The sequence below is a fragment of the Paraburkholderia atlantica genome, assembly GCF_009362785.1.
Lineage (GTDB): Bacteria > Pseudomonadota > Gammaproteobacteria > Burkholderiales > Burkholderiaceae > Paraburkholderia > Paraburkholderia atlantica.
On the sequence record NZ_WHNQ01000027.1, the window covers coordinates 39,285 to 51,400 of the forward strand.

The 12,116-nt window shown below is 63.6% G+C and carries 12 protein-coding genes; 3 read left to right on the forward strand and 9 right to left on the reverse strand.

Going from position 1 to position 12,116, the window contains the following annotated elements; all coding sequences use genetic code 11:
* Positions 1-102 precede the first annotated feature (102 nt).
* The 3 genes from trmD to rpsP all read right to left on the reverse strand — a co-directional run bounded on the left by trmD (position 103) and on the right by rpsP (position 2,019).
* Complete coding sequence (gene trmD / locus GCT19_RS29805) at positions 103-870, reverse strand: tRNA (guanosine(37)-N1)-methyltransferase TrmD (RefSeq protein WP_018433365.1); 768 nt, start codon at positions 868-870, stop codon at positions 103-105.
* A 25-nt stretch (positions 871-895) separates the two neighbouring features.
* Positions 896-1,630 carry a ribosome maturation factor RimM gene (gene rimM, locus GCT19_RS29810; RefSeq protein WP_152853927.1) on the reverse strand — a complete coding sequence of 245 codons (735 nt, stop codon included), beginning with the start codon at positions 1,628-1,630 and terminating at the stop codon, positions 896-898.
* A gap of 134 nt (positions 1,631-1,764) precedes the next feature.
* The gene (rpsP, locus tag GCT19_RS29815; RefSeq protein WP_013090118.1) at positions 1,765-2,019 is read right to left on the reverse strand and encodes a 30S ribosomal protein S16; all 255 of its coding nucleotides are present in this window, start codon (positions 2,017-2,019) and stop codon (positions 1,765-1,767) included.
* A gap of 171 nt (positions 2,020-2,190) precedes the next feature.
* Here rpsP and GCT19_RS29820 point away from each other — a divergent pair, with 171 nt between their 5' ends.
* Positions 2,191-3,375, forward strand: coding sequence for a PQQ-dependent sugar dehydrogenase (locus GCT19_RS29820; protein ID WP_408582401.1), 1,185 nt, complete (start codon positions 2,191-2,193; stop codon positions 3,373-3,375).
* Between the two features lie 196 nt (positions 3,376-3,571).
* Positions 3,572-4,039: an NINE protein gene (locus GCT19_RS29825; protein WP_152853928.1), complete on the forward strand. Its 468-nt coding sequence runs from the start codon at positions 3,572-3,574 to the stop codon at positions 4,037-4,039.
* A gap of 35 nt (positions 4,040-4,074) precedes the next feature.
* On the opposite strand, the gene GCT19_RS29830 is transcribed toward GCT19_RS29825, so the two are convergent.
* Positions 4,075-5,226, reverse strand: a complete 1,152-nt coding sequence (locus GCT19_RS29830) for a PA0069 family radical SAM protein (RefSeq protein ID WP_321576890.1) — start codon at positions 5,224-5,226, stop codon at positions 4,075-4,077.
* Between the two features lie 147 nt (positions 5,227-5,373).
* Positions 5,374-5,862: an Lrp/AsnC ligand binding domain-containing protein gene (locus GCT19_RS29835; protein WP_013090122.1), complete on the reverse strand. Its 489-nt coding sequence runs from the start codon at positions 5,860-5,862 to the stop codon at positions 5,374-5,376.
* 180 nt (positions 5,863-6,042) lie between these two features.
* Here GCT19_RS29835 and GCT19_RS29840 point away from each other — a divergent pair, with 180 nt between their 5' ends.
* Positions 6,043-7,329, forward strand: a complete 1,287-nt coding sequence (locus GCT19_RS29840; protein WP_152853930.1) for a D-amino acid dehydrogenase — start codon at positions 6,043-6,045, stop codon at positions 7,327-7,329.
* Between the two features lie 141 nt (positions 7,330-7,470).
* Here GCT19_RS29840 and GCT19_RS29845 read toward each other — a convergent pair whose 3' ends face one another.
* The 4 genes from GCT19_RS29845 to GCT19_RS29860 form a co-directional block, all read right to left on the reverse strand.
* Positions 7,471-9,261, reverse strand: coding sequence for an acyl-CoA dehydrogenase (locus GCT19_RS29845; RefSeq protein WP_152853931.1), 1,791 nt, complete (start codon positions 9,259-9,261; stop codon positions 7,471-7,473).
* Positions 9,262-9,358: 97 nt separating this feature from the next.
* Entirely contained in the window at positions 9,359-10,306 is a 948-nt protein-coding gene (locus GCT19_RS29850) for an electron transfer flavoprotein subunit alpha/FixB family protein (protein ID WP_152853932.1), read from the reverse strand.
* Positions 10,307-10,319: 13 nt separating this feature from the next.
* Entirely contained in the window at positions 10,320-11,069 is a 750-nt protein-coding gene (locus tag GCT19_RS29855) for an electron transfer flavoprotein subunit beta/FixA family protein (protein WP_152853933.1), read from the reverse strand.
* A 236-nt stretch (positions 11,070-11,305) separates the two neighbouring features.
* Entirely contained in the window at positions 11,306-12,103 is a 798-nt protein-coding gene (locus tag GCT19_RS29860; RefSeq protein WP_018435659.1) for a MetQ/NlpA family ABC transporter substrate-binding protein, read from the reverse strand.
* Positions 12,104-12,116 lie beyond the last annotated feature (13 nt).

The window sequence follows — 12,116 nt, forward strand, 5'->3', positions numbered from 1 at the left end:
GCTTACTGCGTTGGGCTACGGCCCCGATAGAGGATGGGTTCACATCTGGCGCCGCACACGCATGTACGGCACCGCCTTTTGTCCGCTCGAAAGACCGGGGCCTCAGGCCTTCGGCTCTTCCTTCGCGAGACTTGCGAGCCACGCCTCGTCGGCACGGCTCAGCATTCTGTTCTTTCTGGCCTTCACGATCAGATCTGGCCGTTTGTTCAACGTGTTGCGCAGCGCTTCGCGCCGCCGCCACGCTTCGATTTCCGCATGATGGCCGCCGAGCAGCACATCGGGCACCCGCACACCCTCGTATTCCTCGGGGCGCGTGTAGTGCGGACAATCGAGCAGCACGTCGACGAAGCTATCCTGCACAGCCGACTGCGAGTCGTTCAGCACGCCAGGCAACTGACGCACGACCGCATCCATCAACGCCATCGCGGGCAGCTCGCCGCCCGACAGCACGAAGTCGCCAAGGCTGACTTCCTCGTCGACGACACGGTCGAGCAGACGCTGGTCGATCGCTTCATAACGCCCGCACAACAGGATCAGACCGGGTTCGGCCGCGAACTTCATCACGCGCTCGTGATTCAGCGTGGCGCCTTGCGGCGACATCATCACGACGCGCGACGCGCCGATGCCCTGCTCCGACTGCGCCGCTTTCGCGGCACCGATCGCGTCTTCGAGCGGCCGGGCCAGCATGACCATGCCGGGGCCTCCGCCGTACGGCCGATCGTCGATCGTGCGGTAGTTGTCGGTCGTGAAATCGCGAGGATTCCACGTACGCAACCCATAACGCTGCTGCTTTGCGGCCCGGCTAGTGATACCCCAGTCGGTCAGCGCGCGGAACATTTCTGGAAAGAGCGTCACGACATCGAACTGCATCGCTCTCCCCACTCAACGATAGATTTCAATAGCCAGCTTCCCAGTCGACGACAATTTGCTTTGCCGCCTGGTCCACCGTTTTGACAAAGACGCCGACGAACGGGATCAAACGCTCGCCTGCGACCGGCTTGCCGTTTTTATCGGTAGACGGATATTCGATGCGCAGCACCGACTGCGCGCCGTTGTCGATCATGCTGGCGACCTTACCGAGGTTGAGCCCGGCGAGATTCACCACGTCCAGGCCGATCAGATCGACCCAGTAGAATTCGTCGGCTTCGAGCGCCGGAAATTCGCTACGGCTGATGTACACGCGAGAGCCGCGCAAACCCAGCGCCACATCGCGGTCAGCGACACCACCCAGACGGGCGACCACGCTGTCGCTATGCGTTTTGGCCTGCAAGGATGGCGTCGACTTGCGCTCCTGGCCTCTCAGCAGCCACCAGCGCTTCGCGCTCAGCAAGGCGTCGCCACCCTGCCCGGCATCCGCATGCGCGGCCACCTTGACCCAGCCTTTGAGACCATAAGCATCGACGATTGCGCCGACTTCGACCGCATCGGCCGGCCAGCTTGCCGCCGTTTCGGTGCGCATTTCTGCAGCTTCGGAATCGGCGTTCGCGACCTTGGCCTGCGCCTCTTTCGCCTTGCCGTCGGTCCGTTCGACCGGCTTGCGGACGAATGCACCGAACGACGCCTGACCAGACGCCTTTGCGCGCGAAGCTGCCTTGGCGCTACCAGAACTGCCGGAATCACGCTCAGACATCGAATAACCTCGACAACAACTTCGCAGCCTGCTTTGGCGTCTGCTTCAGTAAAACAAATTGCGCATCGGACTGCTCACGCGAGTCGCGGGAGCCGCCGGCCGAACCGACGACGATACGCCTGCGGGCCGCCATATTAAGCAGCCGGCTGCGCCTTTTGCGCTTCCTTCACGAGACGCTCGACGGTCGGCGACAGTTGCGCGCCAACACCTTGCCAGTACGTCAGGCGATCCTGAGCGATACGCAGGGACTCGCCCTTCGTAGCGACCGGGTTGTAGAAACCGACGCGCTCGATGAAGCGGCCGTCGCGACGGCTGCGCGAGTCGGTAGCGACGATGTTGTAGAACGGGCGCTTCTTGGAGCCGCCACGAGCCAAGCGGATGATGACCATACTAGAATCCTTGAAAACCGGGGTTCGGAACGACTGAAACACGCGATTATAGCGGGAAACCGACGCCATAACAAACGCTTACCGGGATAAACTGAGCAACCGGGCTGCACCGGCCTTCTACAAGAGGTTCGCGACCCCGCTCAAACGCCCGAAATACCTGAAGGAGTGCGTGTGCTACGCCAGCCGAACCTCCCGTTTCCATTCGCCTTTTTTTCCTTTTTCGTGCGCTTTGCTGGACTTTCGCGCACTCCGTGCCGCCGGATTCTCCGCGTGGCAGCGGCCGCGTTGCTCGCCGCGCAGGCGTTGACGGCAAACGCCGCGCTGCCCATCGAGAAAATCAAGCTGCCACCGGGCTTTCACATCGAGGTGTTGTCGGACGACGTGCCGAGCGCACGCGCGATGACGTTGTCGCCCAAGGGCATTCTCTACGTGGGCAGCGAGGATGGGCACGTCTATGCGCTGGAGCTGCGAAACGGCCACGTGACGGGCCGCCATGTGATCGCGTCCGGTCTGCAGATGCCAACCGGCGTAGCGTGGCGCGATGGCGCGCTGTATGTATCGGCCGTGTCGAAAATCGTGCGCTTCGATGCGATCGACTCGCACCTGAACGATCCGCCGAAACCGGTCGTCGTCACCGACAAGCTGCCGACGGACACGCATCATGGCTGGAAATTCATCGCGTTCGGCCCGGACGGTAAGCTGTACGTGCCGCAAGGCGCGCCATGCAACATTTGCCAGAGAGATCTGGACCGCTTTGCGCTGATTGGCCGCATGGACCCCGACGGTAGCCACTACGAGGTCGTCGCGCGCGGCATCCGAAATTCGGTTGGCTTCGCATGGCACCCGGTCACCCACGAACTTTGGTTCACCGACAACGGTCGCGACCTGCTCGGCGACGACATCCCGAGCGACAAGCTCAGCCGCGCGCCACGAGTCGGCATGAACTTCGGCTTTCCGTACTGTCACGGCGGCGACACGCCCGACCCGGAGTTCGGCAAGGATCATCCGTGCAGCGAATTCACGCCGCCCGTGGTCAAGCTTGGCGCGCACGTGGCGGCGCTTGGCATGCGCTTCTACGACGGCCCGATGTTTCCAGCCGACTACCGCAACAGCATCTTCATCGCCGAGCACGGCTCGTGGAACCGCAGCAAGAAGGTCGGCTACCGCGTCGTGCGCGTGATCACCGACCCTGACGGCAGCCACGCGCGCCAGCAAGTCTTTGCCGAAGGCTGGCTGCAACCCGGCGAATCGGTCTGGGGCCGTCCCGCCGACGTGCTGCCGCTGCCGGACGGTTCGCTGCTGATCAGCGACGATACCGCCGGCGCGATCTATCGCGTCACATATTCGGCGCCGTAGCGCGCGGATGCACGGATGTCCGGCTGAGCGGCCCCACTCATCTGCAGCCAGGTGTGGCGCATCCCGCCGCCCGCTTTCATCGCAGGCGCCGGCCCTCAACGTGACCGCCCGCCCGTCGCAGGCGTAGAATGCGCGTCGGTCCGCGCCCTGCGGCGCGCCGCTCCTTTCGACCGCCTGTCACTCTGCCCAAGCGTTCATGTCCACCGTTGCCCCGACCTCCCCGCGCTTCAGATCCAAAACGCTCACCGCCGCGTTGGCCTTCCTGTTCGGCAGCCTCGGCGCCCATCGCTTCTATCTGTATGGCATGCGGGACATCTTCGGCTGGGCCCATCTGCTCGGCACGCTGATCGGCATTCCCGGCGTGATGCTGCTGATCGCGACCGAGCGCGGGTCGGTCCCAGGCTGGGCGCTCGCGTCGATTGGCGCGGTTTCGCTGTTCGCGGCGTTTCTGGCCGCGCTCGTCTACGGGCTGCGTCCGGATGAGAAATGGGATGCGCAATTCAACGCCCACACGCAACGCAAAAGCCGCTCAGGCTGGACGGTGATTTTCGTCGTGATCTTTTCGCTGCTGATCGGTGCGTTTCTACTGATGACCGGTCTCGCGCTTGCGTTTCAGACCTACTTCGAAAGTCAGGTTGAGGCGGCCAAAGCGATTTCGCAGTAACGCCCCGTAGCGGGACCAGCAAGCATTCCCTCGCGCTAGAAAAGCCTAAGTTGCGGATTGTCGCGCGCCGGTGCGCTTGCCTGCTGGGTGCGCGGCGAGTCGATCCGGCGAAACTGCGACATGTCGAGAATGCCGCGGTCGCGCCCGCTCAGCCCTAACCGGCGCACGGCTTTGTGAAAGCGCTGCCTGAGCAGATCCGCCCATAAGCCCTCTCCCTTCATGCGGGTCGAGAACGACGAGTCGTAATCCTTGCCGCCCCGCATGTCGTGCACACGGTTCATCACGCGCTCGGCCCGATCCGGGAAATGTGCGCTCAGCCAATCCTTGAACAGAGGCGCGACCTCCCACGGTAACCGCAACACGATATAGCTCGCGTTGCTGGCGCCCGCTTCCGCGCACGCGTCGAGCACGCGCTCCATGTCCGGCTCGGTGACGAAAGGGATCAACGGCGCGATGCTGACGCCGACCGGTATGCCCGCCTCACTGAGCGTTCGGATCGTGCGCAGCCGACGCGACGGCGTGGCCGCGCGCGGTTCGAGCGTGCGGGCGATGTCGGCGTCCAGCGTGGTGATGGTGATCGCCGCCATGAATTGCCCGCGCTCCGCCATCGCCGCGAGCAGGTCGATGTCGCGCTCGATCAGCGACGATTTGGTGATCGCCGCGAACGGGTGATTGCGCTCGCTGAGCACTTCGATCACCCGACGTGTAAGTCGCAAGTCGCGTTCGGCCGGCTGCCATGCGTCGGTCGCGACGCCGAGCGCGATCGGCTCGGGCACATAGGATTTCTTCGACAGTTCCCGCTCGAGCAGTTCGGGCGCGTTGATCTTCGCGTAGATGCGGCTTTCGAAATCGAGCCCCGGCGACAAACCCAAATAGCTGTGCGTGGGCCGCGCGAAGCAATAGATGCAACCGTGCTCGCAACCGCGATACGGATTCAGCGACACATTGAACGGAATGTCCGGCGACGCGTTGCGTGTGAGGATGGTTTTCGCGCGCTCCTCGAACACCTGTGTGCGCAGAACCTTCGGCTCGCCGTCTTCGTCGGCCGCCTGCCAGCCGTCATCGACGGCCTCGCGCTGGTCGACTTCGTAGCGGCCTTGCAGATTCGTGACTGCACCGCGCCCCTTGCGAGGCGCCTGCGGCGCGATCGGAAATTCGGGAATGTCAGGGGTGTCGGGGTCATCCACGGCGGGCCACGCAAAGCAAACGCAAACAGGAAGCGCCAAAGGAAAACGGCGCAAAACACCTGTATAAATATACAGTGTTTACGCCGTTTGTCGAGCACTTCGTTGCCCGCGAGATGCGCGATGAGCCCCCGTCAGCGATCAAGGCACTTAGTCGGTCACCGCGATGGTCAGCGTCTCCTTGATTTCCTCCATCACCACATAGCTCTTCGACTGCACCGCCCCCGGCAACTGCAGCAGGATGTCGCCGAGCAACTTGCGGTAGTCGGCCATTTCGCCGATGCGCGCCTTGATCAGATAGTCGAAATCGCCCGACACGAGGTGGCACTCGAGCACCTCGGGAATCTTCTGCACCTCGCGCCGAAACTGGTCGAACATGTTGCCGCTCTTGTGGTCGAGCGTGATCTCGACGAACACCAGCAGCGCCGCGCCCAGCTCGGCCGGGTTCACCCGTGCGTAGTAGCCGGTGATCACGCCGTCGCGCTCCATCCGCTTGACGCGCTCGATGCACGGCGTCACCGACAAACCGACCCGTTCCGCCAGGTCCTTCATCGCCATACGGCCGTCTTGCTGCAGGAGCCGCAGGATCTTGTGATCGAGCTTATCGAGAGCCCGCACGGGATGGCGCTGGGTACGCATAGTGTTTTTGCTGAAAATGATGAAAATACGATAACAAAACCTGCTTCACTGTTAATAGTATAGCGATTAACACTGGGCGGACGGCATTTCACCTCACGTTGCAGCTCGTTGAATCGAATCAGATCGAATCCAGCGACGCGCGCCTTGCCCTCACTCAATTTTTGGATATCTGGAGCAGCTATGCGAGTCGTCGTTTTGGGCAGTGGCGTCGTCGGTGTAACGAGCGCGTATTACCTCGCGCGCGCCGGTCACGAAGTGACCGTCATCGATCGCGAGGCCGGCCCGGCGCTCGAAACCAGTTTCGCCAATGCGGGCCAGATCTCGCCGGGCTACGCGTCGCCATGGGCGGCGCCGGGTGTGCCGCTGAAGGCCGTCAAGTGGATGTTCCAGAAACACGCGCCGCTCGCGATCCGCCTCGACGGCACCGCGTTCCAGTTGCAATGGATGTGGCAGATGCTGCAGAACTGCACGGCGCCGCGCTATGCGGTGAACAAGGGCCGCATGGTGCGGCTCGCCGAATACAGCCGCGACTGCCTGCAGGCGCTGCGCGCCGACACCGGCATCCAGTACGAAGGCCGCACCGGCGGCACGCTGCAGGTATTTCGCACGCAGCAGCAGTTCGACGGCGCCGCGAAAGACATCGCCGTGCTGCAGGAAGCCAACGTGCCGTACGAACTGCTGACGGCTGACCAGCTCGGCAAGGCCGAACCGGCGCTCGCGGCGGTGTCGCACAAGCTCACCGGCGGCCTGCGCCTGCCCGGCGACGAAACCGGCGACTGCCAGATGTTCACGACGCGCCTCGCGGCGCTCGCCGAGCAGTTGGGCGTCAAGTTCCGCTACAACACGCCGATCGACGCGCTCGCGATGGCCGGTGGCCGGATCGCCGGCGTGCAGTGCGGCGGCGAACTCGTGCGCGCGGACTCGTTCGTGGTCGCGCTCGGCTCGTACTCGACGCGCTTCCTCGATGGCATCGTGAAGATTCCGGTCTATCCGCTGAAGGGCTATTCGATCACCGCGCCGATCGTCGACGCGACTGCGGCGCCGGTATCGACCGTGCTCGACGAGACCTACAAGATCGCGATCACGCGCTTCGATGACCGGATTCGCGTCGGCGGCATGGCCGAGGTCGTCGGCTTCGACAAGTCACTGCGCGAGGCGCGCCGCAAGACGCTCGAGCTTTCGGTGAACGACCTGTTCCCGGGTGGCGGCGACACGTCGAAGGCGACGTTCTGGACCGGTCTGCGGCCGATGACGCCGGATAGCACGCCGATCGTCGGCCGCACGCCACTGCCGAACCTGTTCCTGAACACCGGCCACGGCACGCTTGGCTGGACGATGTCGTGCGGCTCGGGCCAACTGCTTGCCGACCTGATGTCGGGCAAGCAGCCGGCGATTCGCGCGGACGATCTGTCGGTGCATCGCTATCTCGGCGAGACCGCGGGCGAACATCGGCCGGCGTATGCGTGAGTTCGAGTGCGTGCGGTGACGTGGCCCCGCCCGCACAGCGCACGCGGCAACAAAAAGCAGCAGTAAAAGCAAACGGCGCCCCGCGAGGCGCCGTTTGCTTTTCAATGTGCCGCCGCGCTCGCGACGGGCATCAACGCATGCTCAGAACTGGTCTTCCGACAGAGCCAGCACACCCTCGCCACCCTTCGCGCTGACGATCGACACTTCGAGCGCGGCCGCCTGTGGCAGCACATGCTCGGCGTAAAACCGTGCAGTTGCAATCTTCGCGTCATGAAACGCGGGGTCCTCGTCGCGCCTCGCCGCCGCGGCGAGCTGCGCACGCGCCATCTGCCAGCCGCCCAACACGATGCCCGCGAGCTTCAGATAAGGGACGCTGCCCGCGAACACCGCATTCGGATCGCTCTTCGCATTCGCGACAACGAAATCGACGACCGCGCCAAGCGCACGCTGCCCTTGCGCGAGCTGTGTGCGCATCGACGCGAACGCCGCGCCCTGCTGCGCGCCGAGCGCTTCAACCGTTTCGGCGATGCCAGCCAGCAGTTCCTGCGCGACCTTGCCGCCGTCGCGCAGCGTCTTGCGACCGATCAGGTCGTTGGCCTGGATCGCGGTCGTGCCTTCATAGATCGGCAGAATGCGCGCGTCGCGGTAGTACTGCGCGGCGCCGGTTTCCTCGATGAAGCCCATGCCGCCATGCACCTGTACACCCAGGCTCGTCACGTCGATCGACAGTTCCGTGCTCCATCCCTTCACGATCGGCACCAGGTATTCGTAGATCGCCTGATGCTTCGCGCGCGTAGCGTCGTCCGGATGACGATGCGCGATATCGCAGTGCGAGGCCGCGACGTACGCGAGCGCGCGCGACGCCTCGGTCAGGCTGCGCATCGTCGACAGCATGCGGCGCACGTCCGGGTGCTGGATGATCGCGACCGACTGCTTCGCGGAGCCATCCACCGGACGGCTCTGCACGCGCTCCTTCGCATACGCGACCGCCTTCTGATATGCGCGATCCGAGATCGCGACTCCTTGCATGCCGACCGCGAAACGCGCGGCGTTCATCATGATGAACATGTATTCGAGGCCGCGATTCTCTTCACCGATCAGCTGACCCAGCGCGCCGCCGTGATCGCCGAACTGCAGCACCGCTGTCGGGCTCGCCTTGATGCCGAGCTTGTGCTCGATCGACACGCAATGCACGTCGTTGCGCTCGCCGAGCGAGCCGTCCTCGTTGACGAGAAACTTCGGCACGAGGAACAGCGAAATGCCCTTCACACCATCGGGCGCGTCAGGCGTGCGCGCAAGAACGAGATGGACGATGTTCTTCGCCATGTCGTGCTCGCCCCACGTAATGAAAATCTTCGTGCCGAACAGCTTGAACGAACCGTCGCCCTGCGGCTCGGCGCGGGTGCGTACCAGCGCGAGATCGGAGCCCGCCTGCGGCTCGGTCAGGTTCATCGTGCCGGTCCATTCGCCCGAGATCAGCTTCGGCACGAAGGTCTGTTTCTGCGCTTCGCTGCCGGCAGTCAATAGTGCTTCGATCGCGCCGTCGGTCAGCAAAGGACACAACGCGAACGACAGATTGGACGCGTTGAGCATTTCGACGCATGGCGTCCCGATCAGCTTCGGCAGCCCCTGCCCTTCATAGTCGAGCGGATGCTGCACGCCCTGCCAGCCGCCCGCGGCGAACTGGCGGAAGGCGTCGCTAAAACCGGGCGTCGCGGTGACGACGCCATCCTTCCAGCTGCTCGGGTTGCGATCGCCGTCGACGTTTAGCGGCGCGAGCACTTCGCCACATAGTTTCGCCGACTCTTCGAGCACGGCCCGCGCCGTGTCGAGGTTCGCGTCTTCGAAGCCGGGCAGCTTCGCGATGTCTTCGAGTCCGGCCAGTTCTTTCATCACGAACAGCATGTCCTTGATGGGCGCCGTATAGCTCATTTCGGTTCTCCTCCCTTGATATGAAAAAAGGGCGCGGGACTTGGTCGGTCCTGCGCCCTTCGCTTGCTTTCGGCGGCCTCTTCAGCCGCCGCGGCGCTTAGCCGAGTTCCTTCACGAGTTCCGGCACGAGGGTGAACAGATCACCGACGAGGCCGTAGTCGGCCACGCTAAAGATCGGCGCTTCTTCGTCCTTGTTGATCGCGACGATGACCTTCGAGTCCTTCATGCCGGCCAGGTGCTGGATCGCACCCGAGATGCCGACCGCGACGTACAGTTGCGGCGCGACGATCTTGCCGGTCTGGCCGACCTGGTAGTCGTTCGGCACGAAGCCCGCGTCGACGGCTGCGCGCGATGCGCCGAGCGCCGCGCCGAGCTTGTCGGCCAGCGGCTCGAGCACCTTCGTGTAGTTCTCGCCATTGCCCAGACCACGGCCGCCCGACACGATGATCTTCGCGCTCGTCAATTCCGGACGATCGAGCTTCGTCACTTCGCGGCTCACGAACTGCGAGATGCCGGCGTCGGCTGCGGCTTCGATCTTCTCGACCGCTGCGCTGCCGCCTTCGGCTGCGACGGCGTCGAAACCGGTCGAACGTACCGTGATGACCTTGATCGGATCAGCCGATTGCACGATCGCAATGGCGTTGCCGGCGTAGATCGGACGCTCGAACGTGTCGGCGCTATCCACTGCGGTGATGTCGCTGATCTGCGCGACGTCGAGCTTCGCGGCGATACGCGGCGCGACGTTCTTGCCGTACGCGGTAGCCGGCGCGAGGATGTGCGTGTAGTTCTTCGCCGCATCTTGCACGAGCGTCAGCACTGTCGCTTCGACGTTTTCCGCGAGACCCGCTTCGAGTTGCGGCGCGTCGGCCAGCAGTACCTTGGCGACGCCGGCGATCTTCGCTGCCGCATCGGCCGCGGCCTGCGCGTTGTGACCCGCGACCAGCACGTGAATATCGCCACCGATCTTCTGTGCCGCTGCGATCGTGTTCAGCGTCGCGGCCTTGATCGACGCGTTATCGTGTTCTGCAATTACCAGATTCGTCATTTCTTGCGTCTCCTCACAACACCTTGGCTTCGGTCTTCAGCTTCTCGACCAGCGTCTTCACGTCCGGCACCTTCACACCGGCGGAACGCTTCGGAGGCTCGGCGACTTTCAGCGTCTTCAGACGCGGCGTGACGTCCACACCGAGGTCTTCGGGCTTGATCGTTTCCAGCGGCTTTTTCTTGGCCTTCATGATGTTCGGCAGCGTCACGTAGCGCGGCTCGTTCAGGCGCAGATCGGTCGTCACCACGGCCGGCAGCGTCAGCGACAGCGTTTCGGCGCCGCCGTCCACTTCACGCGACACCGTCGCCTTGCCGTCCGCGACAACCACCTTCGACGCGAACGTCGCCTGCGGCAGGTTCGCCAGCGCGGCGAGCATCTGGCCGGTCTGATTGGAGTCGTCGTCGATGGCCTGTTTGCCGAGGATCACCAGCTGCGGTTGCTCCTTGTCGACCAGCGCCTTGAGCAGCTTCGCGACTGCGAGCGGCTGCAGCTCTACGTTCGATTCGATCAGGATCGCGCGGTCCGCACCGATCGCGAGCGCGGTGCGCAGCGTTTCCTGCGACTGCGCAACACCGGCCGACACGGCGATCACTTCGGTCGCCACACCCGCTTCCTTCAGACGCACGGCCTCTTCAACCGCGATTTCGTCGAACGGATTCATCGACATTTTCACGTTCGCAATATCGACGCCCGTGCCGTCCGATTTCACGCGGACCTTCACGTTGTAGTCGACCACTCTTTTCACTGGCACCAGAATTTTCATGCACACGCTCCAAAGTTACGAATACGTCAACCCGACGAACATTATAGCGACTGCCCTGATGGCAGCCGTGTCGCGGGCGCTCTGCGGGAGGATATCGCTCCTCCGCGGCGTGACGGCAATATCGAACGATCGTTCTATTTTAATCTCTAAAAAACCCGGGAGACAACCCCGGGTTCCGAATCCGACCTCTAATTTCGCATCGCCGTCGTGTTCTGCGAGGTCCGTGGACCATTGCATCACCAGGAGGTGATCACCGCGCCGCCGAATTTGCTGTCGACGAACTGCTTCACTTCCGGCGAGTGGTACGCCGCGACGAGCTTGGCGACCCACGGCTTGTTCTTGTCCGCTTCGCGGATCGCGATCACGTTCACGTACGGACCTTTCGGGTCCTCGATCGCGATGGCGTCCTGCTTCGGCTTGAGGCCCGCTTCCATCGCGAAGTTGGTGTTGATCGCGGCGGCATCGACGTCGCCCAGCGAACGCGGAATCTGCGCCGCGTCCAGCTCGACGATCTTCAGCTTCTTCGGATTGTCGACGATGTCGAGCGGCGTCGCCTTCAGGCCGGCATCGGCGCGCAGCTTCAGCAAGCCCTGCTTCTGCAATAGCAGAAGCGCGCGGCCGCCGTTGGTCGGATCGTTCGGCACGGCGATCTTCGCGCCCGGCTGCAGTTCCGCGAGCGACTTCACCTTCTTCGAGTAGATGCCCATCGGGTACGTGACCGTATCGGCGATACGGATCAGCTTGTAGCCACGGTCCTTCACCTGCGCCTGCAAGTACGGGTCGTGCTGGTAGCTGTTCGCGTCCAGATCGCCGCTCGCGAGCGCAGCGTTCGGCTGCACGTAATCGGAGAATTCGACGATCTTGATGGTGAGGCCGTTCTTCGCGGCGACCGTCTTCACGACATCCATGATCTGCGCGTGCGGGCCGCCAGTGACGCCGACCTTGATCGTGTCGTCGGCATGCGCCGCGGTGGTGGCGAAGAGGGTTGCCGCGCCCAGCGCGGCGGCCAGCTTGAGAATGAAGCGACGTTGCATGATGGACCTTTTC

Coding starts and splice junctions, on each gene's coding strand:
- GCT19_RS29860 (WP_018435659.1), bottom strand. CDS start 12,103: ATGCAACGTCGCTTCATTCTCAAGCTGGCCGCCGCGCTGGGCGCGGCA.
- GCT19_RS29825 (WP_152853928.1), top strand. CDS start 3,572: ATGTCCACCGTTGCCCCGACCTCCCCGCGCTTCAGATCCAAAACGCTC.
- GCT19_RS29845 (WP_152853931.1), bottom strand. CDS start 9,261: ATGAGCTATACGGCGCCCATCAAGGACATGCTGTTCGTGATGAAAGAA.
- trmD (WP_018433365.1), bottom strand. CDS start 870: ATGCAGTTCGATGTCGTGACGCTCTTTCCAGAAATGTTCCGCGCGCTG.
- GCT19_RS29840 (WP_152853930.1), top strand. CDS start 6,043: ATGCGAGTCGTCGTTTTGGGCAGTGGCGTCGTCGGTGTAACGAGCGCG.
- rimM (WP_152853927.1), bottom strand. CDS start 1,630: ATGTCTGAGCGTGATTCCGGCAGTTCTGGTAGCGCCAAGGCAGCTTCG.
- GCT19_RS29850 (WP_152853932.1), bottom strand. CDS start 10,306: ATGACGAATCTGGTAATTGCAGAACACGATAACGCGTCGATCAAGGCC.
- GCT19_RS29835 (WP_013090122.1), bottom strand. CDS start 5,862: ATGCGTACCCAGCGCCATCCCGTGCGGGCTCTCGATAAGCTCGATCAC.
- GCT19_RS29855 (WP_152853933.1), bottom strand. CDS start 11,069: ATGAAAATTCTGGTGCCAGTGAAAAGAGTGGTCGACTACAACGTGAAG.
- rpsP (WP_013090118.1), bottom strand. CDS start 2,019: ATGGTCATCATCCGCTTGGCTCGTGGCGGCTCCAAGAAGCGCCCGTTC.